Source organism: Carboxylicivirga fragile, assembly GCF_050589805.1.
In the GTDB taxonomy this organism is placed as follows: Bacteria; Bacteroidota; Bacteroidia; order Bacteroidales; family Marinilabiliaceae; genus Carboxylicivirga; species Carboxylicivirga fragile.
The window spans coordinates 17,733-44,732 of record NZ_JBNGOY010000018.1; the positions used below are offsets into that span (position 1 = coordinate 17,733).

At 36.7% G+C, this 27,000-nt stretch carries 18 protein-coding genes and 1 tRNA gene; 14 read left to right on the forward strand and 5 right to left on the reverse strand.

The features are described 5' to 3' along the window. Positions 1-99: 99 nt before the first annotated feature. From ACRD7B_RS09710 to ACRD7B_RS09755, 10 genes are all read left to right on the forward strand, one after another. Complete coding sequence (locus tag ACRD7B_RS09710) at positions 100-969, forward strand: AraC family transcriptional regulator (RefSeq protein ID WP_430824342.1); 870 nt, start codon at positions 100-102, stop codon at positions 967-969. A 22-nt stretch (positions 970-991) separates the two neighbouring features. Continuing rightward, positions 992-1,579: an RNA polymerase sigma-70 factor gene (locus ACRD7B_RS09715; protein ID WP_430824343.1), complete on the forward strand. Its 588-nt coding sequence runs from the start codon at positions 992-994 to the stop codon at positions 1,577-1,579. 88 nt (positions 1,580-1,667) lie between these two features. Further along, positions 1,668-2,663, forward strand: coding sequence for a FecR family protein (locus ACRD7B_RS09720; RefSeq protein WP_430824344.1), 996 nt, complete (start codon positions 1,668-1,670; stop codon positions 2,661-2,663). 137 nt (positions 2,664-2,800) lie between these two features. Next, on the forward strand, positions 2,801-6,127 hold the full coding sequence (locus tag ACRD7B_RS09725) for a SusC/RagA family TonB-linked outer membrane protein (protein WP_430824345.1): 3,327 nt from the start codon (positions 2,801-2,803) through the stop codon (positions 6,125-6,127). A 19-nt stretch (positions 6,128-6,146) separates the two neighbouring features. After that, the gene (locus ACRD7B_RS09730; protein ID WP_430824346.1) at positions 6,147-7,829 is read left to right on the forward strand and encodes a RagB/SusD family nutrient uptake outer membrane protein; all 1,683 of its coding nucleotides are present in this window, start codon (positions 6,147-6,149) and stop codon (positions 7,827-7,829) included. A gap of 128 nt (positions 7,830-7,957) precedes the next feature. After that, complete coding sequence (locus ACRD7B_RS09735; protein WP_430824347.1) at positions 7,958-10,342, forward strand: hypothetical protein; 2,385 nt, start codon at positions 7,958-7,960, stop codon at positions 10,340-10,342. An 8-nt stretch (positions 10,343-10,350) separates the two neighbouring features. After that, positions 10,351-12,315 carry a glycoside hydrolase family 97 protein gene (locus tag ACRD7B_RS09740; RefSeq protein WP_430824348.1) on the forward strand — a complete coding sequence of 655 codons (1,965 nt, stop codon included), beginning with the start codon at positions 10,351-10,353 and terminating at the stop codon, positions 12,313-12,315. Positions 12,316-12,408: 93 nt separating this feature from the next. After that, positions 12,409-12,750 (forward strand): PEGA domain-containing protein, encoded by a 342-nt coding sequence (locus ACRD7B_RS09745; protein WP_430824349.1) that lies wholly within the window; start codon positions 12,409-12,411, stop codon positions 12,748-12,750. A gap of 131 nt (positions 12,751-12,881) precedes the next feature. Then, on the forward strand, positions 12,882-15,077 hold the full coding sequence (locus ACRD7B_RS09750) for a methyl-accepting chemotaxis protein (protein ID WP_430824350.1): 2,196 nt from the start codon (positions 12,882-12,884) through the stop codon (positions 15,075-15,077). Positions 15,078-15,330: 253 nt separating this feature from the next. Further along, on the forward strand, positions 15,331-15,555 hold the full coding sequence (locus ACRD7B_RS09755) for an energy transducer TonB (protein ID WP_430824351.1): 225 nt from the start codon (positions 15,331-15,333) through the stop codon (positions 15,553-15,555). A gap of 47 nt (positions 15,556-15,602) precedes the next feature. Here the strand turns inward: ACRD7B_RS09755 and ACRD7B_RS09760 are convergent, their stop codons facing one another. Next, on the reverse strand, positions 15,603-15,911 hold the full coding sequence (locus tag ACRD7B_RS09760) for a hypothetical protein (protein WP_430824352.1): 309 nt from the start codon (positions 15,909-15,911) through the stop codon (positions 15,603-15,605). A gap of 122 nt (positions 15,912-16,033) precedes the next feature. Here ACRD7B_RS09760 and ACRD7B_RS09765 point away from each other — a divergent pair, with 122 nt between their 5' ends. Then, complete coding sequence (locus ACRD7B_RS09765) at positions 16,034-17,506, forward strand: hypothetical protein (RefSeq protein WP_430824353.1); 1,473 nt, start codon at positions 16,034-16,036, stop codon at positions 17,504-17,506. 257 nt (positions 17,507-17,763) lie between these two features. Here the strand turns inward: ACRD7B_RS09765 and ACRD7B_RS09770 are convergent. The 3 genes from ACRD7B_RS09770 to ACRD7B_RS09780 form a co-directional block, all read right to left on the reverse strand. Continuing rightward, positions 17,764-17,837, reverse strand: a tRNA-Arg gene (locus tag ACRD7B_RS09770). A gap of 134 nt (positions 17,838-17,971) precedes the next feature. Then, complete coding sequence (locus tag ACRD7B_RS09775; RefSeq protein WP_430824354.1) at positions 17,972-18,679, reverse strand: head GIN domain-containing protein; 708 nt, start codon at positions 18,677-18,679, stop codon at positions 17,972-17,974. A 142-nt stretch (positions 18,680-18,821) separates the two neighbouring features. Then, positions 18,822-21,779 (reverse strand): DEAD/DEAH box helicase, encoded by a 2,958-nt coding sequence (locus tag ACRD7B_RS09780; RefSeq protein ID WP_430824355.1) that lies wholly within the window; start codon positions 21,777-21,779, stop codon positions 18,822-18,824. Positions 21,780-22,143: 364 nt separating this feature from the next. Here ACRD7B_RS09780 and ACRD7B_RS09785 point away from each other — a divergent pair, with 364 nt between their 5' ends. From ACRD7B_RS09785 to folD, 3 genes are all read left to right on the forward strand, one after another. Next, positions 22,144-22,755, forward strand: a complete 612-nt coding sequence (locus tag ACRD7B_RS09785) for an NAD(P)H-dependent oxidoreductase (RefSeq protein WP_430824356.1) — start codon at positions 22,144-22,146, stop codon at positions 22,753-22,755. A 283-nt stretch (positions 22,756-23,038) separates the two neighbouring features. Then, positions 23,039-24,376, forward strand: coding sequence for a signal recognition particle protein (gene ffh, locus ACRD7B_RS09790; RefSeq protein ID WP_430824357.1), 1,338 nt, complete (start codon positions 23,039-23,041; stop codon positions 24,374-24,376). A 68-nt stretch (positions 24,377-24,444) separates the two neighbouring features. Further along, the gene (folD, locus tag ACRD7B_RS09795; protein WP_430824358.1) at positions 24,445-25,326 is read left to right on the forward strand and encodes a bifunctional methylenetetrahydrofolate dehydrogenase/methenyltetrahydrofolate cyclohydrolase FolD; all 882 of its coding nucleotides are present in this window, start codon (positions 24,445-24,447) and stop codon (positions 25,324-25,326) included. A 141-nt stretch (positions 25,327-25,467) separates the two neighbouring features. Here folD and ACRD7B_RS09800 read toward each other — a convergent pair whose 3' ends face one another. Beyond that, positions 25,468-26,994, reverse strand: coding sequence for a DUF4301 family protein (locus ACRD7B_RS09800; protein WP_430824359.1), 1,527 nt, complete (start codon positions 26,992-26,994; stop codon positions 25,468-25,470). Positions 26,995-27,000 lie beyond the last annotated feature (6 nt).

Genomic DNA, 27,000 nt, shown 5'->3' on the forward strand with positions numbered 1-27,000 from the left:
AAATAAAGTAGCAGTAGTTATTAATAAAATATTAACCACTTTCAATACAATATTAGCAGTTATTTCATTTTATTAATTTAATGAGATAATATTGTGCTAATGAAAGCACAAATAGAGTATTTATCTGCGAATATACTTCACTCATTCAGGGTAAAGCATACGATATTACCATACCTCGATAATCCATGGCATTATCATCCGGAATATGAATTGCTGTATATTATTAATGGTTCTGGAAAACGCTTTGTAGGTGATAGTGTGGAAAATTTCACACATGGGGATTTGGTGTTGGTTGGGCCAAACCTCCCGCATGTATGGAAAAATGATGATCGATACTTGAGAAAAGATCCGAATATTAATGCAGAGGTAATCGTTATTCAATTTAAACATGATGTATTTGGAGATCATTTTTTTGCATTACCTGAATTTAAGGAAATATTGAAGATTCTTAATTTTAGCTTACGTGGCTTAAAAATTACAGGCTTAACTAAAAATGAGGTGATTAGGGAAATGTGGTCTATATTAGAATCATCAGGAGCCCGCCGTATTACAGGCTTACTCAATATCCTCATTCTATTAACAAAATTAAATGATCTTACGCCGCTTTGTTCCCATTCCTTTAGAGGATTAAAACACGAAGTGAAGTCTGAAAAATTGGACAAAGTACTTGATCATATTGTTAGTAATTTTCAAAGTACAATTCTTCTTGATGATATGGCTGATTTGGCCAATATGAGTAAAACTGCATTTTGTCGATTCTTTAAATCAAAAACTGCTAAGACCTTTAACCAATACTTAACTGATATTAGAATTAGTTACGCATGTGAGTTATTAATGGATTCTGATTTGTCAATTTCACAGGTTGGTAGTTTATGTGGGTTCAACAATCAATCTTTCTTTAACAGGCAGTTCAAGTCAGTAAAGGGAGAAACACCAAGTGAATATCATAGCCGATATAAGAATATTTGAGTCATAACTATAATTTGTTGATATGCATATGAACAGTGGAGTTATTACACAATTGCAAAAGGGCAGTAAAACAGCATTTAAATTATTGTATGATGAATACTACGAGATGTTGTTATATGTGTGTTTGCAATATATATCTAACCGTGAAGATGCCAAGGAAGTCGTGCAAGATGCTTTTATAAAACTATGGGTAAATCGTGCAAACGTAAATGAGTCAGCAAATATTAGAAACTTCTTATATACCATAGCAAAAAATAATTGCCTGAATATTCTTAAGAAACAGGAAGTAGTCGCTTTAGGTACTGATGAATTGCTTGGTAGAGAAATACACCATCAATACGAAGCCATGCATCGTTTAAGTTTTGACTCCATTGAATTTAAAGAGCTTCAAGAAAAAATTGATGAAGCCATTCAAAAGCTACCAGAACATAGTCGAGTGGTGTTTAAGCTTAGTAGGTTTGATCATTTGAAAAACAAAGAGATTGCTTTAAAACTTAATGTGACAGAAAAAACGGTTGAAGCTCATATGACCAAGGCAATTAAACTGTTAAAAAGTGAGCTGTCGCCCTATTTATCGCTCACTTTATTTTTTACTGATTTTTTTTCCTAAGAAATATCAATTTCTCGTTAGGGTTAGATCATCTTCAATTGTATAGTTAATAGAAGCTGCTTAATTAGCTTCAAGATTAAAATTAATTATGGATTCAAAGGATACGATTATAAAATATTTAAGGGGACATTTAAACCATCAGGAAAAACTCGATTTTTTTGAAGCTTTAGACCAAGATGAGGAACTGCGTGAGCGTTTTTATAAGGAAAAAAATTGGTGGGTAAAAGCTGGCGTTAAACCTGTTCTTTCTGCTGAAGAGAGGCAATCAGATTTTAATGCTATTTGGAACGAGGTCTCTCCAAAAACCAAGCGATTACGTATTTCAAATATGCTTAAATATGCCGCTATGATTATTCTAACTCTCTGTATTGGTGGCTTAGTGGGTTACATTACTAACGAACAGGTGCATTCGAATACGCATGCAGCCAATCAGGTTTATTCATTTTCTTCAGGTGAACGTAGTGTAAGTGAAGTTAAACTTCCGGATGGTTCTGTAGTACGTTTAAATTCTAATTCCAAAATCACTTACCAGAAAGATGTTCAATCAAATGAACGCTTACTAACTCTCAAGGGAGAAGCTTTTTTTGAGGTATATCATGATGAGGAGAGCCCGTTTGTTGTTGATTTCAATGAACTTAAAATAGTTGACTTAGGAACATCCTTTAACATTAAAGCATACGATTGCTTTAACGCCATCGAAACTTCTTTGGTAGAGGGTGCTATTCAAGTTAATGTTGATGGAAATAAGGTGGTGGATATGAAACCAAATCAAAAAGCTTTATTCAACAGATCAAATAGTGAAGTGAAGATTATGGCTTTTGATGGAGCTCAGGAATTAGCATGGACCAACAATCGTTTCATTTTTCAAGGAGCAAGCCTTTACACCATATCAAGCGAGTTAAGTTTATGGTATGGAGTTGATATTAAGTGGGAAACCACGGCGCAGCGCGAGGATTCATTCCATTTTAATATTGATCGTTCTACCTCCCTTGAATCTATTATGAAGATGTTAAAAATTAGTTCCAATATTGATTATAAATTGGTTCGAAAGGAAGGAAAATTAAGTGAAATAATAATAAAATAAGATATACATACACGAAGTAAAATAACATAATGTCATAGAAAAAAAAGCCGGAATTGGATGCCGCCAATTCCGGTTATTAAAGTTCATCGAAGCAGAAAAAGACTGCTTCAATATGTAAAACTTAACATTACAAATTTATGAAAAAAATTAACTTTTATCACGATCGTGATCGATCTGTGATAAGTAAAATCGTATTGTACATGAAAGTCACAACAATATTGTTGTTCATGTCAATGGTGACTGTCTCAGCCAAATCTTTGGCTCAAGATGCTAGATTTGACCTTAAGGTAAATGATGCAACCCTTCTCGAAGTATTTGAGGAGATTGAACATCAAACAGAATTTGGCTTTGTATTCAAGGTTAATCAACTGGATTTATCCAAACGTTATAGTTTTGATAAAGCAGATGTTACTCTAATTGATGTACTTGATGATCTGTTTAGTGACGAATCAATCAACTACCGCGTACTCGAAAATAACGTAGTGGTTCTTGAGGATAAGGATAATAATACAATAGAACTTCAACAAGAGAATATAGTTGTAAACGGTTTGGTTTCTGATACAAATGGAGAAGGTATTCCCGGGGTCAATGTTTTTGATGCCTCTAATCCATCCAATGGAGTCATTACCGGAATGGATGGTACTTATAATATAAAAGTTAGTACTTTATCATCCCAACTAACATTCTCATTTATTGGTTTTGAAACGCAAGTAATTAATGTTGATGGCAAAACTGTTGTTGATGTTACATTGATCGAGGAGTTTACTGACTTGAATGAAGTTGTGGTTGTTGGTTACGGAACTCAGAAGAAGGTGAATTTAACCGGAGCTATTTCTGCTGTTAAAGGTGAAGAGTTAGCCAAGCGTACTGTTACTGATACACGTTTAGCTTTACAAGGAGCTGCTACAGGGGTAACGGTTATTGACCGTGGTGGTATGCCTGGTAGTGAAGAGGTAAGTATTAAAATTCGTGGTAATACTTCGTTATCTGCAGGTAGTAATCCATTGGTATTGGTAGATGGAATTGAAATGCCAATTAAGGAAGTTAACCCATCGGATATCGAAAGCGTATCGGTATTAAAAGATGCGGCTTCAAGTTCTATTTATGGTTCGCGCGCGGCAAACGGTGTAATCCTCATTACTACAAAACGTGGTAAAGATGGAGAATTTAAGGTTTCGTACGATGGCCACATGGGATGGCAAACGCCTGCTACCTTACCAGAGTTGGTGAGTGCTGGTGATTATTTGATGTTGGTTAACGAAGCAAAGGTTAATGCCGGATTACAAGCTAAGTATTCGCAAGAGTACATTGATAAAACAGTTTCCGGATCCGATCCTATCAACTATCCATATACCAATTTGTTTGAGGAGATGTATGAAACAGCTCCAATGCACAATCATTCTCTTAGAGTGAGTGGAGGTAGTGATAAGTCACGCATTGCTCTATCGTTGAATTATCTTGATCAGGACGGTATGTTGAAAAATATCAATACCAAGCGTTACGGCATGCGCTTAAATACTGATTTTGTGGTTAATGATCGCTTGAATATAAGGGCAGATATAAACTTTAATCGCCGCGATAACGAACAGCCAACACGAACGGGAGATGCCATGTCAAATATTATTGGCACATCACCTGTTTTTGTATCAAAATACCCCAATGGTTTATATGGTCTTAACAAAGATAACGAGAGCCCATTGGCTGCCTTAGAAGTGGGTGGTATGAAGGAAAGTGAAAATGAAGTGTTAAATCTAAAAACAGGATTTGATTATTCTATAATAGATGGCTTAAAATGGAGTACTGATGCTTCATACAAAAGTTTAAGTATAAGACGACATACTTTTTCATCCGAATACCAATTCTATGATCCATTTGATGAAACAAGAATTGTTACGCAGTGGTATCCTAGCGAATTGTTTGATAACCGTTGGATGGAAAAGGAAACCAATTTTCGCAGTTTATTGACTTATGAAAAGATCTTTGGCCAACATAACTTCTCTGCTTTGGCGGGCTTTGAGGCCATAGAACACAATGCCTACTTGCTTGAAGGTGCAAGAAAGAACATCTACAGTAATGATTATGCTGAATTAAACACAGGTGATGTTGAAACTAAAGACAACAAAGGTTACCGTGAGGACTGGGCTTTAGTATCATATTTTGGACGCCTGAATTATGATTTCAAGCAACGTTATCTACTAGAAGCCAATTTCCGATATGATGGTTCATCCCGTTTTGCAAAAGGAAATAAATGGGGGTTTTTTCCTTCTTTTTCTGCTGGTTGGCGTATATCAGAGGAGGGCTTTATTTCGGGTACAGAATACTTGGATAACTTGAAATTACGTGCTTCATGGGGGCAGTTGGGTAATCAGGATATAGGCTATTACAAATTTACATCGCCCATCTTCTCAGGCTACGATTATAGCTTTAACGACAAACAGGTGAGTGGTTATTCACAATATTATTATGCCAATGAAGATGTTTCCTGGGAAACGACAAGCATTTTGGATATTGGTTTTGACTTAAGTTTATGGCAAGGTAAACTTGGTGTTGTTGCCGACTGGTTTCAGAAAGATACCCGCGATGTACTAATGACCTTACCAATTTCGACTATGGTTGGTTTGGCTCCGGCCGAATCTAATATTGGCAATATCCGAAATACGGGCTGGGAAATATCTCTAACACACCACAATAAAATTGGAGAATTTCAATACAATGTTGGATTTAACTTATCTGATATTAAAAATGAAGTGGTTAGTTTAGCTGGTCAGGAAGCCACCATTAGTGGATGGAAGATTCTTAAGGAAGGCGAATCAATATGGTCGATGTATGGCTATAAATCTGCTGGATTATTCCAATCAGAACAAGAAATTAATGATGCGCCGCGTCAACCGAATCATGATCAGTTAAAACCAGGCGATATTAAACTAGTTGATCTTAATGGAGACAAGGTTATTGATGATGAAGACCGTACTATAATTGGTTCGGATATTCCGCGTTACACCTATAGTCTTGATTTGGGTATGAGCTATAAGGGATTTGACCTTTCAGCCCTTTTCCAAGGGGTTGCTAAGGCTGAAAATTATTTTTATGGCGCACCTAATGAAGGCCCTAACTTTGAAATATTTACCACAACACGTGCCTTGGATCGTTGGACACCTGATAATCCGAATGCCAGTTTCCCACGTTTAGAAGATGCCTCTAATAAAAACAATTACCTCTATAACGATTTCTGGTTAAGAGATGCTTCTTATCTGCGTTTAAAGAATCTACAAATTGGTTACTCTTTCAATGAACAAGTTTTGAATAAGCTGAAGATTGAGCGTTTACGTTTATATGTTGGAGGTACAAATATCTTCACTGTAACTGATGTGGAAAGTGGTCTGGATCCTGAAACTTATGATGGACGACCATCCTATTACCCACCGGTATCTACTTATTTAGTTGGCTTACAAGTAACATTTTAATGGTAAAAAACTGTAAACAATGAAAACACTAAAATTATATATCACAATTGTCGTTCTCGTATTGGGAATGACCAACTGTAGCGATGAATTCTTGGAGCGTTTGCCAAGTGATCAAATTTCGTCGGCTACATTTTTTAAGCAGCAAAAGGATATTGAATATGCGCTTAATGCCGTGTATGACATGATTGGGTTTAATAGTTGGAATCGTGCTTATGGTAGTGGTACCGATTTATTACGCATCGAGGTTTTAACTGATAATGCTGTTGATCATCACTCTTGGAATGCTTGTTACGAACTGGGAAATGGGACGGCTAATGTGTATGATTGGTATGTTCAATACCGTTGGCAAGAAAGATACAAAGGAATCCAACGAGCAAATAGGATATTAGAAGGAGCTCCGTATGTAACTGACATGGATTTGGATTATCGAAACCGTTTAGTTGCTGAGGCTACTTTTTTAAGAGCATACTTCTATTTCGATTTGGTCTATCTTTTTGGAGATGTTCCATTCGTGACATCAAGTTTGGTGCCTGATGATTGTAAGCCAACAACCGATTCGGGGGGTAATGTTATTCCAAATCCTAAATGCTCCAGAACTGACAAAGAGCAAATTTTAGATCAGTTATTAATCGATCTGGACGATATTGTTGAAAATCTTCCAAAGGAATATGATAGAGATAATAAAGGCCGAATTACAAAAGGAACAGCCTTAACCTTAAAAGCTCGTATTCTTTTATATCGCGAACAATGGACACAAGCTGCTGAAGCTGCCAAAGCGGTTATGGATTTACAAGTATATAGCCTGTACTCAAATTATGCGACTTTATTTGATTATGAAGGTGTTGATTGTAATGAAGTGATTTTTGATATTCAGGTAATGAAAGATGTATGGGAAGGTGAATTTTGGTTGCCAAATTACGGTTCTAATTCAGTTGGCGGATGGAGCTGTTCCAACCCTTTACAATCAATGGTTGATAGTTATGAAACGACTGATGGCTTAAGTATAAGCGATCCGGCTTCGATTTACGATCCGGCTAACCCTTATGCTAATCGTGATCCACGCATGCATCATTCTATCCTTTATCCAGGACGCGATTGGCAAGGTGGCGTTTACAATACTATTCCTGGTGCAACTTATCCTGGTAAAGATATAATACCGGGCGATGACTTATATGATGGAACTGGTGGACAGTGGAATAAGTCGGCTACAGGTTATAATTGGCTGAAATATATATCGCAGCAAGATATTAATGATGCTAATTATTGGGATAGTTCCATCCATTTTATCGTTATGCGTTACGCAGAAGTATTGTTAATGTATGCTGAGGCTAAGATTGAAGCGAACGATATTGATCAATCGGTATACGATGCAATAAATGAAGTTCGTCAACGACCTGATGTAAATATGCCTGTAATTACAAGTGGTAAATCCCAGGATGAACTTCGTGCCCTCGTTCGTAACGAACGTCGTGTTGAATTGGCCTTTGAAGGCATTCGCCTATACGATATTCGACGATGGAAAATTGCTGAACATGTTATGCCAGGCGAATCATATGGTTTAACGTTTACCGATCCTGAATCGGGTGAAGAAGTAACTCTGACAGGTGGAAATAGAGCTTTTGATGCTTCAAAACATTATTTATGGCCTGTACCTCAGGCTGAGATTGATGTGTCGGGTCTTTCTCAAAATGATAATTGGTAATAAACTCATTAATAGCATGTACTTGATTTAATGGTCAAGTACATGTTTTTATTAAATGATACTATAAATTGTTCTCAACATTGGCATCTTATTAATAAATTACTGTGTCAATCGATAAATGAAAAACCATGAAGAATATTTCGATCTTTCTCTTAACATGTTTCCTTTGTAATGGCTTTTTACAAGCCCAGGAAACTGTCTTCCCCGGTGCCGATGAAAAAACACCATCTAAAGCACAGTATTTTAGTTGGATCAATAATACCAATGAGGGTGCTACCGAAGCACAAACAATGGTTAATCTCGCCTTTTTCGAATGGATGAAGAAAACCTATGGCATGCAATTGGATATTTATGCCTTTGATGCAGGAGCTATTGATGGCAAACGCTTTTATGGTAGTATTTATTCCGATCGCTTTAAAAAACAATTCCCCAACGGATTTGATCCTATTTATGAAAGAGCTAAAAAGTCAGGCATTCGTCTTGGAGTTTGGGGTGGTCCCGATGGCTTTGGTGATACGCCTGAAGAAGAGAAAGCACGTATTGATCAAATGGTAAAACTTTGTAAAGACTACGAGTTTGCTTTATTTAAATTCGATAAAGTTTGTGGTCCGCTTCCCCTCGAAAAAGAAGATGCATTTATTGAAATGATGAAGGAATGTCGCAAGTACAGTTCGGATTTAATACTGCTTAATCACCGTTTGGGCTTGCAAAAAGCAAAGCCCTATGCTACCACATTCCTGTGGGAAGGTTACGAAACATACATCGACGTGTTTATGACCAATGGCGTAACTGCTCCGCACAACCGTGCCGGCGCATTAAACCGTGGCTTACCACCTGAAATGAAACGATTAACAGAAGATCACGGCGTTTGTCTTTCATCATGCCTCGATTACTGGGAAGACGACTTGGTACTGCAGGCATTTAACCGATCATTAATACTAGCTCCTGAGCTATATGGTAGCCCATGGTTTCTGCGCGATAATGAGTTCCCGCAACTCGCGCGATATTTTAACCTGCATAAAAAATATTCCGACATAATGGTTAATGGCATGGCCTTACCAGAATCTTATGGGCCATCAGCAGTCAGCCGAGGAGACGACAGCCGTCGTATTGTCACAATGCGTAATTTGAGCTGGAATGAGCAAGCATACACCGTTAAACTAAATGAAGAAATTGGCCTTAAGAAGCACGAAACAATAACGCTTGTACAATGGCATCCAACTGAAAAAATATTAGGAACCTATTCTTTTGGTGATGAAGTTGAGGTGGTGGTTGAACCCTTTAGAGCCTGTATGTTACTTGCAACAAGTGAGATATATGATGAACCTTCAGTAGAAGGAGTAGATTATAAGGTGATTCGTAATGTGGAAGGTAAAGCAGTAGAGCTTGAGTTGCTTGGTCGTCCAGGGCAAACAGCATCAGTCACTTTGAACGCACACGAAAACTACACTAATGCCCTTTTAGCAGGTAAAAGTAGTACCAGCTTATTAAAAGGTAAAAAAGTAAAAGTAAAATTCGAAGGGGAGATATTAAACCAAAGCGCACATAGAAAATTAGCCGACTTAAGCGAAACTGATATTCCTAAAGATGCTAATGCCTTATATGAAGCCACGGTTTATGCCGCCGATAACAATGCCTTGGAAGTACGATCTATTCAACGTTCTGGTTTTTCATCTGTACCTGAAGTGAAGGCTGCTCAAGAAGCTTTCTTTAACCAGCCTACATTTGTTGAACGAGGCTTGTGGGATAAAAATTTGTTTGATGGTGATTATCGTACGTCCTTTTATCCATCTACAAAATATGGTAAAGACCAAAAGATTAAAGGAGGAACACTTCGTTTGGATTTAGGTGAAGCAACTGAATTGGATCAGCTTGTAATAACCGTTCCCGACGAATTCTCACTACAACCATTATTACGCGAAGAAGGTAACTATGTTGATGTATCAACTGATCTTGTGAATTGGGAAACCATCACTTATTTATCAGGAAAGAAAATGGTGATTGATTTGAATGCACCAGTTCGTTACTTTAGGTTCAAAGCTTTTCCTCAACAGATATCAGAAATCGAAGGATTTAAAGCTGGTAAAAAAGTGAATAGAGACAATTGGCGAGCATCCAACTTATTTGCCCACAGCGACAAGATGGTGGCACAAAAAGCATGGTCATCAAATATTACTTTAAACGAAGTGGCCGATAACAGCTATTTGTGTGTCGCCATCAATGGTGAGCATGGCTACGAAGGAGCATATGCTTCAATCAAGGTTGATGGTGAATTACGTGGTGCTCCAAATCGTGCCGTTTCCTACCAATCAAATACTTGGGAGTACATCAATGCCAAACGCGATAAAAATTACACCTATTACATCCCTGTAAGTAAGGAGGATATTGGAAAAGAAATTGAGGTATTTGTATTGGGTTACGAAAAAGAAAAGCTCGATTTGAAAGCGGAAGTTTGGATTACAGCCTATCCGTCCCCTTATCAATCAATACAATTAGAATTAAAAAGAAAATAATAAGCATAATGACCAATCTAATTAAGATAACGACTTTGCTATGTGCGACATTCTTATTTGTGAATGCCAGTGCTAAAGAAAAAGTTTACAGTGTAAGTTCACCTGATAAAACAACTGTACTTTCTGTACATGTATCAAATAAAGTACAAATATCGATTCAGCAAGATGGGAAGTTCATTGTGAGCCCATCGGAATTAGCATTGGAGTTAGAATCAAAAACTCTAGCTCAAAACCCAAAGGTACTCAAGGTTGATAAACGTCGAATTGAAGAAACGATAAAGCCAGTAGTTAAGGTAAAAGAAGCAGAGGTGCTGAATAATTGTAATGAGCTAAGCATAACTTTTGATGGAAATTATGCCATGAGCTTTAGAGCATATAACGAAGGTGTTGCCTATCGCTTCGAAACCTCAATGGTCAACGACATTACGGTTGTTAATGAAAAAGGCGAATACAGCTTCCCTGAAAACTATATGTGCTGGTGGGGCCGCGAGAAGAAGTTTCAATCGCACAACCAGGTATATTACGATTATACATCAGTTCAAAAATTGGGTAAAGATGATTTAGCCAGTTTACCATTAATTTTAAACCCAGCCAATGGGCCTAAAATAGTGATTGCCGAAACGGATTTGATTGATTATCCGGGTTGGTGGTTACGTGGTGCTGAGGGTTTAACTCTTAGTGGAACATCGGCACAAGTGGTTAAGCACTTTGATGAGTTAAGCGACCGTAACTTACCGATTAAAAAACGTGAATCATATATTGCCAAAACCAAAGGTACACGAACTTTTCCCTGGCGTATATTCGCCATTGCTCGTAACGATGCTGAGTTAGTAGTGAATCAATTAACATTCTTATTAGCTTCGGAAAATAAAATTGAAAATACCGACTGGATTCAACCAGGTAAGGTGGCATGGGATTGGTGGAATGCCAATAATGTGTATGGTGTTGATTTTAGAGCTGGCTTTAATACGGAAACGTATAAGCATTATATTGATTTCGCATCGGAATACGGTATTGAAAATATCATGCTTGACGAAGGATGGTACGAGTTGGGCGATATCACTGCGGTTAAACCTGAATTAAACCTGAAAGAGTTAATTGAATATGCCGATAGTAAAAATGTGGGTGTTCTACTTTGGGTTGTTTGGAAAACATTGGATAATCAAATTGATGAAGGGTTTGAGTTGTTTAAGGATCTTGGCATTAAGGGTATCAAAGTTGATTTTATGAACCGCGATGACCAATGGATGGTTAATTACTTTCATCGTATTGCAGCCAAAGCAGCCGAATATGAGTTGATGGTTGATTTTCATGGTTCATACAAACCAGCAGGTTTACGTCGCATGTATCCAAATGTTATGACTCGCGAAGGTGTTAATGGGGGCGAGCAATTTAAATGGAGTCTGCGCCAAACACCCGAGCATGATTTAATTTTACCCTTTGGTCGTATGTTAGCCGGTCCACTGGATTACACACCGGGTGCAATGGCTAATGCTCAGGACAAAGATTTTGAACCCATCTTTGATACTCCAATGAGTATGGGAACGCGCTGTCACCAATTGGCCATGTTTGTTATTTACGAAAGCCCAATACAAATGCTTTGTGATAGTCCAACACGTTATAAACGTGAGCCTGAGTGTATGAAATTTTTATCGGATGTGCCAACAGTCTGGGATAGAACGGTTGTGCTTGATGCCAAAGTGAGCGACTATTTGCTTATGGCGCGTCAGAATGGCGATAAGTGGTACATTGGTGGAATGGGCGATTGGGATGAGCGTGACTTAGAGCTTGATTTATCGTTCCTACCTGAAGGAAAAAAATATACGATGACCATTTATACCGATGGCATTAACGCCGATAGAGATGCCAACGATTTTAAAGTTGAAGAAATAGAAGTTGATAACAAGTACAAATCAAAAATAAAACTGTTTGCTGGTGGAGGTGTAGCAGCAATGTTACACCCGCTTAAATAAAGAATATCTTATAACATAAGTTAAGGTGGTAATAATTGTATTACCACCAATTTCAAACGCCTGTTTATACCCAGGTAATTATTAGATTAAAAAATGAATTTGAAACCTATATATCTATTTACCTTAATACTAATTGTTAGTGCATGCAAATCATCATCCGAAGACGTCAATAAAGTTCCTTTGGTGAAAATAACTAGTCCTTCTGAAGGCTATATCTATATTGATGGAATATATGAAGGGCACAAAACACCCAAGGAGTTGGTTTTATCGAAAGGGAGTCACATTATCGGTGTTGCAATGGATGCTTCAAATACCTACTTAAGAAAAGAAATAACTGTAGGAGAAGAGGATGTGACAATTGATTTGCAAATCTCTGATAAACCTGAACCTAAGGTGTGGAAAGGACTTTGGGTAGGTATTCGTGAAGCAACGTAATTATTACTGATGCCAACCTAAATGTAAAAAAGACAATTGATAAGAACCTGGGTACCGATCGCGAGATGATTTATAAGATGAATTGCGATAATTTGGGTAACCTGTGGTGTTCGCATAGTAAGGGTATTAGCATGATTAAACTAAACTCTCCGATTTCGGTTTTAGATAAGAATTCGGAATACGATGTTTACACTATGAATTTAACCAAATTTAATAACGAATACATAGCGGGAACATGGGACAAGGTAGTTAAGTTATCGCCTAACAAATATGGAAAGCATAATCATGCAATAAATACGATTTTAGATGAGCAAGTTTGGTCGCATTGCGATCTTGGTGATAGGCTTATTTATGCAACACAATTTGGTCTTTTTGATTTTTATAATAATAAGCCGAATCATATTTTCAAAACAGAATCGTTGCCATATGTCATTCAGGGAATACGGAATAATCCAGATTGGATAGTACTTGGTCAGCAGGGTTTAACTTTTCTAAAGTATGAGAAGACGAGTTCTTCATCACCTATAAAAATTGTGGATTCCTTAAAAGTAAGAGAGGTAAAAGACGATATTGTAGCCATTGTACAGGATGAGAATGGAGATATTTGGTTTAGAACCAATCCTTTCGAAATATTTGTTCTACGTATAAAAGATGATTCGTTTAGCGATTATGAACTACATCAAATTAATGATGGCGACAAAGAAATATTGAATGAGATTCAGTTTTTCGATTCAGAATTGTTGATTACCAAAAATGGAGATATTTTTTCAATGCATTATGATAAAGCCAATCTCAGCGGCTTTGAGTTAAAACACCATCCATTAACTGATTCTTTAAGTTCAACGTATGTCACCTTTATGCATGCTTATAATAATGAACTGTTTGTTGGTACAGATGAAGGAATTTCCATTATTAGTAAAGATAACAAGTCCAATTATCAAATCGACAGAGATCAGTTTATAGGCGTTAATCAGCTTAAAGATTTTTACTGTTTTGATGGTGATTTATGGGGTATTAATTCGGATGCAGTTTTTAATTTAGACAGGCAATTTATACCCAATAAGAACAAGTTGTTTAATGCAATAATAAGGCAAGTGGCTGTTAATGGCGATTCAATTATTCAATTTGGAACCTATTACGATGAAAGCTCAAAACGTGATAGTTTATACCTTTATCACACCTATACCCAGCCAGAATCAATGATGCCGGAGTTGGTCTTTAAGGAAAACTCTATTTCATTTGAATTTGGAACCAATAGCTACGATAAAGAAAATGCTCTTAGCTTTTCATATCAGTTAGAAGGATACGATAAAGCATGGAGTCCGTATTCAGATGAAACAAAAAAGGAGTACACTAATCTGCGTGAAGGGAAATATTGTTTTAAACTACTATGTGCCGATTCAAGAGGAATGATTAGTAAAATGACCAGTTATAGTTTTACTATTAAGCCACCGTGGTATCGTACTTGGTTTGCCTACGTACTTTATGTGCTAATTGCCTCAGGACTTGTTTATTTGGTCATTTATTTCAGTTTAAAAAGCCTACGCAAAAACAATAAAAAATTGGAAGAGGCTGTTAACGAGGCCACGAAAAAAATAGAAGGTCAGAATGATAAATTAAAGCAGGCTCAGGAAAAACTAACCGAAGTAATGGATGCGGTAAAAGAAGAACTGAGTTTAACCTCAGTAGAGCTGCGTGACGCAACCAATAATCAAGCTGCCACAGTAGAGGAGTTGGCATCATCAATTGGGCAGATGGCCGGTAATATTGATGATACAGCAACTAAGTCGACACAAATGTTGTCCAAGGCTAAGAGCGTGGAAGAAAGTGCAGAAACAAGTGTTGAAACAGTACTTCAAACAGTAAAAGCGATAGAAAACATAACGGAAGAAATTAGTTTTGTTTCCGATTTTTCAAGAATGACCAATTTATTATCGATTAATGCCGCTATTGAGGCTGCCAGGGCAGGTGAGTACGGACGAACTTTTTCAGAAGTTGCTAAACAGGTTAAAAACCTAGCAGAAAAATCGCAGAAAGCAGCCGTTAATATTACTGAATTATCAGATGCAGGCTTGACTTTATCTCAAAATGCCAATCATAAAATTATTGAATTAAAAGATTACATTAATCAAACAGTATCGGCAATTTCAGAAATTCATGAATACAGCCAAGAACAGGCTGCACAATCAACTGAAATAAATACTGCTATCCAAAATATCTCTAATCATATACAAGTGACATCTAATTTAGCCGAAAAGCTTGATGAAGCCATTCAATCATTATCTATTGATACAGAAAGCGAAGCAAGAGGTAATAGTGAAACTTAAATACGAGATATAATAATAAGATTCTATTAAGACCTTTATGGCTGTAACTGCATAATTAATAAATGCTAGTTGCAGCCTTTTTTGTTGTTTATTACTCCTTATTTGCCTATTGCATGTTTATGATATTCCATCTTCATTTTATGTAATGTGGGATAGCTCAAAAGAATATAAATGACAAAAAGTGCAATTAGAAATAAAAAACAATTCATACTTTAACTAATATTTTCAGATTTATGGTAAGCTTGATTTTTTGATGGACAATACTTTAAGTGGTGTTTATGGAACCGTATTTATTAGCTTTTATATCGATGTAGATGGTAGTGTAATAACTATCAAAATACTTAGAGGGGTATCTTCAGAAATAGATGCAGAAGCCATCCGAGTAATTAAAGCTATGCCACTATGGAAGCCTGGCAAACAGCTTTGTAAAACCATAATAGTTAGTTATACCATACCTGTTAGGTTTAGTTTGAATTAACAGACTAGAAATCTTTTAATAGCCATTCAGAAGTGAGTGGCTTGTATTTATGTTCGATGTGTTAAAGTTAAGGCGTGAGGTATTATAGGTAGATACATTGCCCATGAATAAAATGACCGAAGGTGAGCAGCTTTATTTGAATCCTTTAAAAGACAAACAATGAAAATAAGGCTGCGAAAGCCTGGCATGAGCTTTTGCTGACGAGGGATGAAGAACACCGATGGACCTGAAAAAGTGAAGATGAAAATTAATAGTTGAAGAAAAGTATCGGCGCGAAATGAAAGTTCATAAAAATTATCTGCAAGTGTGCTATCCACCTCTTTTATTGTTAAATTCTTAATTATAGGTGTATCCATATACGATGTGGATTTACTTATATTCTCATTTTTTAGTATTTTTAATATTACATTTAATGAATCAAATAAGGAGAATGAAGAATTTTTTTCTCAAATAATTCTTTTATCAATTATACAGATCTATGAAAAGGTTATATGTTTATTTATTTGTGGCATTGTTTTCTAGTGTCGTTACCGCGCAAGATGCTCATTATTGGACCGAACAGTTTGGTACTAAATCAATGCTTCTTAGTAATTCTGTTGTAGGCGTTGTTGAAGATTTGGGGGCTGTATTTTATAATCCGGCAAGATTGGGATTGGTTGATAACCCTGCTTTTGTTATAAGTGGAAAGGTATACGAATTAAATAAAGTGACCATTCATAACGCTACTGGAGATGACCCCAATGCCACCAAGCGGAACAATAAATTTGGAGGTGGACCAAGTTTGGTTGCAGGTACTTTTTCGGTAAAAGGTTGGGATAACCATCATTTTGCCTATGCCTTTTTAACCCGAAGGCGGATGGATACGAATATTTCTGGGGGTGCAGAGAACTATGGTCAATTAATAGAGGTTTTGCCTGGTGAAGAATACTTTAGTGGTTCTATTAATACCAATAAGAAATTTAACGAAGAGTGGATGGGAGGGACTTGGTCATACAGTGGTAACGATAAATTTAGTATTGGTGTAACTGGATTTCTTAATATACGTGATCAGAATGCCTCTGGAGTAACGCAGCTTCAGGCTTATAATCATACCGATGTGGCACTTTATCAAAATAGGAAGTCATATAGTTTTAAGAACTATGGCTTATTATTTAAGATTGGTTTAGCAGCTGAGTTAGATCCTGTTCAAATCGGTTTAACTATTACTACTCCAACCATAGGATTAAAAGGAGAGGGTACTTTTAATTATGAGCAATATCTTGCAGGCGTAGGTTCAGAAGATGCTATATATGTTCGCAATAATCAAAGTGGCGTAAATTGCAATTACAAAACACCTTTCTCCGTTGCAGTAGGAGTAGGTGTAGAACTTTGGGGAGGTAAATTAATGGGGAGTGGAGAATACTTTCATAAAATCAACAACTATACCATTATGCAAGGAGAGACCTTTACTGGTCAAAGTACTGGTACTGATATAACACCAATGTTACAAGATAAGTTGAGTTCGGTAATAAATTTTGGTGTTGGATATAATTATGTATTCAATGAGCACATAAGTGGTTACTTGAGTTATTCCACGGATTATTCAGCAGCGGTTAATTCAAATAAAAACTTGGATGATTATTCGATGGATCTTCAATCTTCTACATTTTTTTCAAACATCAACCATTATGGAGGTGGCGTTGTATTGGATTTTCCAAGGGCAGATATTACCCTAGGTGCTACTCTTGCAAGTGCTAAATATCCCATTTCGCAACCCATCGATTTTCCCGATGGAGACGGCGGATCAATTGTAGATCCCGATAAATATTCGGATGTCAGTTGGAATAGATGGCGCTTTATTGTTGGTATATCAGTGCCATTTGTGAACGAAGCTGCCAAAAGATTGGAAGATAAATTGACAAAAAAACTTCAAAAAAAGCAAAGAGATAAGCCTAAAAAGAAAGACCAGTAAAATATTTAAAAATAAATATTCATCCTAATTGGTTTTAAAAAATAAAAGACCGGTTTCTAAAGCTTTAGAAACCGATCAGTTCATTGCTGTAGCGAAGTTTCTGATAAATATTTTGGACCTTCGTCAGTCACGAAATAGGTCACAAAAAATATGCATTTATACCGTTTAGAATGATTTATTACGATTTGTATAAACACAAAAAAGCCTGTAAATCGAACGATTTACAGGCTTTTTATACAATTTGATATCTTGTTATGTGATCCCGGCAGGACTCGAACCTGCAACCTCTGCGGCCGTAACGCAGTGCTCTATCCAATTAAGCTACGGAACCGTATTTGCATCGTTTCTGAACCCGTTTGGCTCAAATGCGGTGCAAAGAAAAGTAAAAGGATTTTATTTACCAAAACTATTTTCAACAATGTTTGAATCTTGAAAATAAGCTACTGGTTTCCAGTTAAAATGTCTTTAGCCTTCGCTCTGGTAGGCTTTTACTTTACCTCCTGTATTTTCTTTTTTCTCAATTTTAGCTGGTTCTCCTTTATAGTTTACTACACCACCCGAACCTGCTGTTGCAATCAATTTTTTACTTGCGTTAACTTCTACGTTACTACCAAGAGTTGCCTTAGCAACCGTTTCTTCGCACTCTAAAGGATAACACAGGTATTTACCACCTGTTCCCATATTTACTTCCTGCGTTTTCGTTACGCCTGATAATTCAACTCGAGAGGCCGAACCAGATACTTCTATGGCATTAACATCAACATCTAATTCTACACTAGAATCTGTTCCTGCTCTTACTTTAAGCTTATCTGCGTAAATGGTGTTATCGGCATCAAGGCTGGCTCCTGAACCAACTTCTATTTCACGAATGGTATTATAAGTAACATAAACCTGAACAGCCATGTCTTTATATATCTTCGTTTTCATTTTTAATACTAATTGACGACTTTTTATGCTGCTCACAACATCACTTAGTTCACCATTACGTATATGTATCTCTATCGATTCTTTATTGCCTTCAACCAGAGTTACATTAATACCTTTACTGGCTTTCACCTTGTCGAAAGAGCCCATCTTTCTAACCTGTGTTTGTTCATTAGCTTCGTTTTCTTCCTGGGCTACAGTGTTTCCTATAAATAGTGCAAAAAGTAAGAGGGTGCTTAAAAATCTCATATCGTATCGTTTAATTATTTTATAAAGATGTTTAGTTGTGCCAATTCAACAAAAACTGTGCAAATTTAATAAATGCTTCTTATTATATGTAATAATTGTATGTAATTACTAGTTAATTAGTGTTTTGTATTGTCAATTAAATTTATGCAAATAATTCTTTCAGATCATTTTTGCTGATGTCCTTAAGTGGATTATTTGATGTAATAAATGTATCGGCCAATTCAAGTTTTCTTTCTTGTAATTTAATTATTTTTTCTTCGATACTTTCGGAAGAGATAAATTTGTAAACAAACACATTTTTAGTTTGTCCTATGCGATGCGCACGGTTGATGGCCTGTAATTCCGCAGCAGGATTCCACCATGGGTTAAGCATAAACACATAATCGGCTTCTATTAAATTTAAACCAACGCCACCAGCCTTGAGGGAGATAAGGAAAACTCTGCAATCCTCATTTTTAGTAAACTCATCAATGGCTTTTTGTCGATTAGTGGTTGAGCCTATCAATTTTGAATAGGCCATTTTTCTTTTCTGTAAATCTTTTTCAATCAACTCAAGATCTTTTACAAAGGAAGAGAATATTAGTACTTTATGCTTTTCCGTAATCACGTTATCCAGTTTCTCAAATATTTGCTGGTACTTGCCTGATGAGCCTTTGTACTCGTCATCGATTAGGGCAGGGTGATTGGCTATTTGGCGCAATTTGGTGAGTGCCTGCAATGCTAGTATAGCATTGTTGTTCACGCCTGTTTGTTCAATGGCTTTTAATAACTCATTACGTATACCTGACTTTTCTTTTTCGTAGTATTTTTGTTGATCTTCAGTCATGTCGCATAGCAATACTTGCTCGGTAACTGGTGGCAATTCTTTGGCTACCATATCTTTGGTGCGACGAAGAATAAACGGATTAATGAGTTGCTGTAGTTTTTTCTCTTTCTCTTCACTGCGTTTCTTTTCGATGGGACCAACGTAATGGTTCTTGAAAAAATTGAGACTGCCTAATAACCCATCGTTTACAAAATTCATTTGTGCCCATAAATCAACCAATGCATTTTCTATTGGTGTACCCGTTAATACCAGGCGGAATTTGGAATCGAGAGTAGTGACTGCTTGGTATATTTTTGATCCAGGGTTTTTAATGTTCTGACTTTCATCCAGTATCACATAATGAAACTGATAATGTTTTAAATAATCAATATCGTTGCGTACCACACCATAACTGCTCAATACAATGTGATAATGCTTTAGTATGTTGCCAATTTCTTTGGTTTTTAAGCGATTGGTCCCAGTGTAGATATATACCTTTAATTTGGGAGCAAACTTCTTTATTTCGTTGGCCCAATTGTGTACCAGTGAGGTAGGCATCACAATTAAACTAGCCGCCTTATTACTTTTGTTGAAACCGACTATTGGTGTATCAAACATAGCCAATTGTTGTTCTTCTTGAGGCTTATCTAATGATTTTTCATTTGCTTCCTGTTCTTCTTCATCGTAATGATCAAGTAAAAGAGATAAGGTTTGAATGGTTTTACCAAGCCCCATATCATCGGCCAGAATACCTCCAAAACTATTTTTATATAAGAGCTGCATCCATGTATAACCTTCCTGCTGATAATGGCGTAATTCGGCATTTAAGCTATCCGGAGGTGTTAGCAATTCGCTGGTGTCTTGTTCAACTAAATCGTTGATGCGTTTATACCAGTTGGGTGATATTTCCTGCAGTTTTTTTGAGTCGAGTAGGTTGAAATGCATCTTGTCAAGTGTCATCTGCTCATCGTTGATATCAACAAAATGCATTAGGTCGCTAAATCGTGTGAACCATTCCATTGGAATAATAAAATATTCGCCATTGGGTAAGATGAATTCACGTTTCCCTTTTATGATGTTCTGCCGTATTTTATGAAATGGAATTTTAAATTCACCAACAGATATGATGGCATTAATGTCGAACCAATCATTATCTTCTTCATAAGCAACTTCTAACTTTACATTACCAGTGTAAAAGGTTTCGTCAAAACCTGATTGCGTAAGGATAATCCCTGCTTTTATTAAAACGGCGTTTTTCAGATTAGTCCACTCAATAACTTCATTTATTTGATCTTCTTTTAATAAATCAATGTTGCTTGGCAGGTATTGCGATTCGCCTACACTTTTTAATCCTAGTTTTTTTAGTTTGCCAATGACGGCTTGCTCCTTATCAATGTCGCGTTCCAATCGGAAAAAGGTAAAATCACGCTTGTATTTTCGCATCTCAACAAAAACACGGGATTTTGTTCCTGCCAGATATTCATCTCTATCATACTTAAACTTTAATGTAAGTACAGCATTACCTGACAGATCTTTTTCGAGTAATAGAATAGGCTTCATGTCTACCTTTTTATCGAATACTCTAAACCCTTCCACTTCAACACGATGATTGCGAATACAAGTTTTTACATAGGCATTCATATAGGTTTCTACACTTTGGGGTTTAATCAACAAGTGATTAACTCTCAGGAATGGTTGAAACTTCTTAATATTAATTTCTTCGAATCGAAATAAACGATTATTGATTAAAAAAGTGGCAGGAGTGGCGGTGAGCTCAATTACTTCGCGGTTAGTTAAACCCATCGAAGTGTCACCCTTCATAACTTTTAAGGTGTATTTTAATCCTGAATATTCCAGTTTAAAACTAAAGATAGCTTCATCGTATGTTGGACTAACCTTGATGCGATCAGCGATGTATATTCTACTGTATTTTGGGTTTTTATAATAAACGGGGGTTTCATCGAGCGCTAGTATTTCAAGCGCCTTTGAAATCTTTTTATCGATGTATGGTCGTATGTGTTCTTCAGCGTATTTCGGATCTAACTTCTCAAAGAATAGTTTCAGGTTCTTTTGTTTCGAGAAACGTTTATAAAGGTTTTGTTCATTAATGCTACTTAAAAGTTTAACTACTTCTGCCTGAGCTTTAGAAAATGGATAGCGATTTTGTTTGAGATGTTCCTCAGTGGCTTGCTCCGATAAGGCTAAATAGTTTTCTTCCCCATTCTCTACATAATAGGGAATGAGTGTTAAACCAATGTTTCTTTTCTCCGTAATAACAGCAATAAATTGCTCCATAAATGTTGTGAACTATAAAATTTGAACCAGTGTTGAACTATACCCAAATAAGCAAAGATAATAGGAATATTAATTGTGCGAATCAGTTTCTGAATTTTTTAAGTACATTATAAAAAAAAGTCCGGTAGTTGTTAGCGAGAAGTCTGTAGCTTGTTTTGTAGTTTTTACAATTCTTAATCCCGATTGGATTAATTAGTAATAACTACGGGTGTAACACGTGGAAAATAAAAAGTCATCAAAAGGAACCCGGAAGTGCGTTCAGCCCTTAATGTTAATAATTAGCAAAGATGAAAAATCAATCGAACATTTCTTTAACTTATTGGTCTAATAGGCAGAGTAAATACTAAAAACACAAATATTCGAAATGAAACATGTCATTATATATGCTCACCCTTCACCTAAGAGCTTTAGCTCAAAGTTGAAAAATGCGCTTAAACTAACGAGCGATGAACGTAATTGGGAAACAACGATTCGTGATTTGTATGAAATGAAATTTGATCCGGTTTTATGGCCTGTTGAATTGGCCCAATTATCGAAAGGAGAGGTGAGTGATGAGATTAGAAAGGAACAAGAATTAGTTTTAGATGCAGATATTATTTCAGTGATATATCCTTTATGGTGGGCTGGGTTTCCTGCAATCTTAAAGGGGTACATCGATAAAGTATTGGCATATGGTTTTGCCTATAAAGCTGGTAGTAATGGGATAGAAGGATTGTTGAAGAACAAGAAAGTTTACCTTTTTACATCAATGGGAAATACCATTGAGCAATATGAAAGTAAGGGACTAATCGATGCTTTTAAGAAGATACAAGGTGGCGAAATTTTCGAGTTTTGTGGAATGGATGTGCAAGCGCACCAATTTTTCCCGGAAATTCCATCCGCATCAGATGAGGAAATAAACCATCATATTGATAAAGCCTTGTCATTATTTGAACCAAATGAGGTTATACCAATTGTATTCCAAAATGATTTATAAATCATTTTGCTAATTACAATGGTTAATGCCGATACAAAAGCACAGATTGATTTTTTTATCAATCGTTTTGGTTTGTAAACGGTATTATTAGTGAGCAGTAATCATTCATTAATATTTATTTTAAGTTGATTGCAATATAATTTTATCGCTTACTTCTCTGCTAATCTATTAGTTAGTGAGTGGTGCATTGGCTTTACCTAAAAAATGCCTCTAACACTTCAATATAAAGTTTTAAAGGCAAGTAAATATTTTTAATTTTGCACAAAATTAAAAAGTAACAAGAATGTTTGAGAATCTGAGTGAAAGGCTCGAGCGGTCGTTTAAACTACTAAAAGGAGAGAGTAAAATCTCCGAACTAAATATTGCAGAAACTTTAAAGGATATTCGTCGTGCATTGTTAGATGCCGATGTTAACTATAAAACTGCAAAAGATTTTACGGAAACCGTTAAGGAAAAGGCAATGGGACAAAATGTCCTTACTGCTGTTAAGCCTGGCGAAATGATGACAAAGCTAGTTCATGATGAATTAGCTTTGTTAATGGGAGGTGAGTCGGTTGATATCGATTTAAAGAACAATCCAACCATCATATTAATTGCAGGTTTACAAGGTTCGGGTAAAACCACTTTCACTGGAAAACTAGCCAATTTACTTAAAACCAAACGTTCTAAGAATCCTTTGCTTATTGCGGGTGATGTTTACCGTCCGGCGGCGATCAATCAGCTGCAGGTATTGGGTGAACAGATTGGTGTTCAGGTTTATACCGAAGAAGGAAGTAAAGATCCTGTTAAGATTGCCAAGGATGGTATTAAAATGGCCAAAAAAGGTGCGCATGATGTTGTTATCATCGATACCGCTGGTCGTTTAGCCATTGATGAGCAGATGATGGATGAGATTTCGGCTGTTAAAAAGGCAACCAGTCCCGATGAGATTCTTTTCGTAGTGGATTCTATGACAGGTCAGGATGCTGTAAATACTGCCAAGGAATTTAACGACCGTCTTGATTTTAATGGTGTTGTACTAACCAAGCTTGATGGTGATACACGTGGTGGAGCAGCTTTATCCATCCGTAGCGTTGTTAATAAACCAATTAAATATGTAGGTACGGGCGAGAAGATGGAAGCGCTTGATGTTTTCCACCCGAATCGTATGGCCGACCGTATCTTGGGTATGGGTGATATCGTATCACTTGTAGAACGTGCTCAAGAGCAATTTGACGAAGAAGAGGCTCGTAAGCTTCAGAAGAAGATAGCCAAAAACCAGTTTAACTTCGATGATTTCTTGAAGCAGATTCAGCAAATCAAGAAGATGGGTAACCTTAAGGATTTGGCAGGCATGATACCAGGTATGGGTAAAATGCTTAAGAACATGGATTTTGACGACGATGCTTTTAAAGGTATCGAAGCTATTATTCGTTCGATGACACCTGTTGAGCGTGATCAGCCTAGTGTGATTAACGGTAGCAGAAAAAAACGTATTGCAGCAGGTAGTGGAACATCCATTCAAGAAGTTAATCGCTTGATAAAACAATTCGACGATACGCGCAAAGTCATGAAGATGATGACTTCAGGAAACAAAATGGGCAAGATGATGGGTAAGATGCCCATGGGAAAACGCCGATAAATAATATAATTTTAAAAGAAGCGCGTTTGTGCTTCTTTTTTTATTTAACCCAGATAAAAATCAACACCATGCAGTTAATTGATGGAAAAGTAACTTCAAAGGAAATTCGCAAAGAAATAGCTGAAGAGGTTAAACAGCTTGTTGCAACTGGCGCTAAACAGCCTCATTTGGCCGCCATATTAGTTGGACACGATGGTGGGAGTGAATCGTATGTTTCGGGTAAGATGAAAGCATGCGAAGAAGTTGGATTTAAATCGAGTCTGATACGTTTCGAAGACGATGTAACAGAAGCTGAACTACTTGCTAAAGTAGACGAATTAAACAATGATGCCGATATTGATGGTTTTATTGTGCAGTTACCATTACCAAAACACATTTCGGAAGATAAGGTGACTGACACCATTGACCCTCGTAAAGATGTGGATGGTTTCCACCCAATCAATGTTGGTCGCATGACCATTGGTATGCCAGCATATATTTCGGCAACACCACAGGGTATTATGGAGTTACTGAAACGCTACGAAATTAATACATCGGGTAAGCATGTGGTAGTTATTGGTCGTAGTAATATTGTTGGCCGTCCAATGAGTATTCTGTTGTCTCAAAAAGGAAATCCTGGTGATTCAACTGTAACGGTTTGTCACAGTCGTACAGCTAAGCTTAAAGAGATTTGTTTAGATGCAGATATTATTATTGCAGCCATTGGTGCTCCTGGTTTTGTTAAGGGCGATATGGTTAAAGAAGGCGCGGTTGTAATTGATGTTGGTACTACACGTGTAAAAGCTGATGATACCAAATCAGGATGGCGCTTGAAGGGTGATGTTTTATTTGATGAAGTAGCTCCTAAGTGTTCGTTCATTACACCAGTTCCTGGAGGAGTAGGGCCAATGACCATTACTTCATTGATCATCAATACGCTTAAGTCGGCAAAGAAAGAGATATATAAATAAAAAATAAGCTGATGGCTATCGGCTTATAGCTACTAGCTTTCCGAAAACACAAAAAGGAGCGGCTCTTTATTTACATTTTGTAATTAAAGAACCGCTCCTTTTCTTTTAATGCTATCGGCTAGAAGCCAGCAGCTATCAGCTTTATTGTGGTTGATGCTGCGGTCTTAGTAAATCCATCACTGTTTTCACAGGGTTGAAGGTGGTAATAGGCACTTCCACAAAGAAGGTTAGCCAGTTGGCCATGGCACCATTCCAAAGTCCTGGTAATTCTAGTGCTTTAAGTTCCTTTCCATTTTGTGTTTTCTCCGAGATAAAACCTGTGTTATGGTCGATGTAATCCAATAAATTAAACTTCTGACCTTTGTAATCCTTAACAAAACAGACCAAGTCAACCGGGTTAAAATGAGTACTATTATTTAAAATATCCTGCTGAGCACTATCGCTTGGATCTATCTGTGCGCCTTCAACTACTTGTAGCGTAACACTGCCATCGCTTTGCTCAACCCAGAATGGGCCACCTCCCGGTTCGCCTTCATTCTTCACCATACCACAAACGCGTATTGGTCTATTTAAACGTTCGTGTATGAATTGCTTCGTTTTTGCAAGATCATCAACACTTAATTGAGATGTATCAATTTGTAATTCGTCTTTTAAGAATTGGATACCTGCCTGAATACCTTCCTTTATGGTTCTCTTGTCTTCCAAGTTGTTGAGAATTCCATGTATGGTTTCCCTTTTCGATAGGAGTAATCCAGCTAATATTTTTTTGTATTCGATGGTGTCAGCCTGCAAATGTTCGGGAACTACATTGTCGATGTTCTTAATAAAAATGATATCATCCTTAAGATCATTTAAGTTTTCGATCAAGGCACCATGTCCACCTGGGCGAAATAGTAGTTCGTCATTCTCTGTTCTAAAAGGGGTGTTATCTGGATTGGCTGCTATGGTATCGGTGGATGGTTTCTGATACGAGAAACTGACATCAAATTTTGTATTGTATTTGGATTCGTATTTTTGTTTCACATCACTCAGTAGTGCTTCAAACTTTTCGTGATGCTCTGGACTAACCGTATAATGTACTTTGCCATTCCTTTTATTGTTGAGACTATAACCTGCCGTTTCTCTCAAATGTTCTTCAAAAGGCGTCACTGCCTTTTCTCCATTCGCATGGAATTTTAATAAACCTTTAGGTAATTTACCATAATCTAAGCCATCAGCTTGCAATAACTGGCTTATAATAGAGTGAAGAGCTGTGGCATCAATATTATCCAGGTTTATATTAGAATCAAGCAATGTTTTTAAATCATTATAAAATGCAAAATCAGATAAACGATCATTAAATGTTTTGTATGGTTCCTCATCGAATTTACTTGCCTGCAAATCCACATTTTGAATATATTCAAATAAAGATTTAAACATGCGTGTGGCCGCACCTGAGGCTGGAACAAATTTACATGGCGCTAAATCATTTTTTATTGCGTCGTTATAGATATTAACAAAGTCTGCTTTTTTATCATCATGTACAGCGATTATACCGTCACTAATCGTTGCTGCTTTTATCAATTTTGAAAAGGGAAAACCAGACTTAAATTGTTCTAGTTGTGAACTAACCTTATCAATACTAATATCTTTCTTGCTTAATAGTTGTTTATCCTTGTCTGAAATCATAGCTGT

Excerpts from the sequence above, each read along its gene's own strand:
- ACRD7B_RS09710 (WP_430824342.1), top strand. The coding sequence starts at position 100 with ATGAAAGCACAAATAGAGTATTTATCTGCGAATATACTTCACTCATTC.
- ACRD7B_RS09715 (WP_430824343.1), top strand. The coding sequence starts at position 992 with ATGCATATGAACAGTGGAGTTATTACACAATTGCAAAAGGGCAGTAAA.
- ACRD7B_RS09720 (WP_430824344.1), top strand. The coding sequence starts at position 1,668 with ATGGATTCAAAGGATACGATTATAAAATATTTAAGGGGACATTTAAAC.
- ACRD7B_RS09725 (WP_430824345.1), top strand. The coding sequence starts at position 2,801 with ATGAAAAAAATTAACTTTTATCACGATCGTGATCGATCTGTGATAAGT.
- ACRD7B_RS09730 (WP_430824346.1), top strand. The coding sequence starts at position 6,147 with ATGAAAACACTAAAATTATATATCACAATTGTCGTTCTCGTATTGGGA.
- ACRD7B_RS09735 (WP_430824347.1), top strand. The coding sequence starts at position 7,958 with ATGAAGAATATTTCGATCTTTCTCTTAACATGTTTCCTTTGTAATGGC.
- ACRD7B_RS09740 (WP_430824348.1), top strand. The coding sequence starts at position 10,351 with ATGACCAATCTAATTAAGATAACGACTTTGCTATGTGCGACATTCTTA.
- ACRD7B_RS09745 (WP_430824349.1), top strand. The coding sequence starts at position 12,409 with ATGAATTTGAAACCTATATATCTATTTACCTTAATACTAATTGTTAGT.
- ACRD7B_RS09750 (WP_430824350.1), top strand. The coding sequence starts at position 12,882 with ATGATTAAACTAAACTCTCCGATTTCGGTTTTAGATAAGAATTCGGAA.
- ACRD7B_RS09755 (WP_430824351.1), top strand. The coding sequence starts at position 15,331 with ATGGACAATACTTTAAGTGGTGTTTATGGAACCGTATTTATTAGCTTT.
- ACRD7B_RS09760 (WP_430824352.1), bottom strand. The coding sequence starts at position 15,911 with ATGGATACACCTATAATTAAGAATTTAACAATAAAAGAGGTGGATAGC.
- ACRD7B_RS09765 (WP_430824353.1), top strand. The coding sequence starts at position 16,034 with ATGAAAAGGTTATATGTTTATTTATTTGTGGCATTGTTTTCTAGTGTC.
- ACRD7B_RS09775 (WP_430824354.1), bottom strand. The coding sequence starts at position 18,679 with ATGAGATTTTTAAGCACCCTCTTACTTTTTGCACTATTTATAGGAAAC.
- ACRD7B_RS09780 (WP_430824355.1), bottom strand. The coding sequence starts at position 21,779 with ATGGAGCAATTTATTGCTGTTATTACGGAGAAAAGAAACATTGGTTTA.
- ACRD7B_RS09785 (WP_430824356.1), top strand. The coding sequence starts at position 22,144 with ATGAAACATGTCATTATATATGCTCACCCTTCACCTAAGAGCTTTAGC.
- ffh (WP_430824357.1), top strand. The coding sequence starts at position 23,039 with ATGTTTGAGAATCTGAGTGAAAGGCTCGAGCGGTCGTTTAAACTACTA.
- folD (WP_430824358.1), top strand. The coding sequence starts at position 24,445 with ATGCAGTTAATTGATGGAAAAGTAACTTCAAAGGAAATTCGCAAAGAA.
- ACRD7B_RS09800 (WP_430824359.1), bottom strand. The coding sequence starts at position 26,994 with ATGATTTCAGACAAGGATAAACAACTATTAAGCAAGAAAGATATTAGT.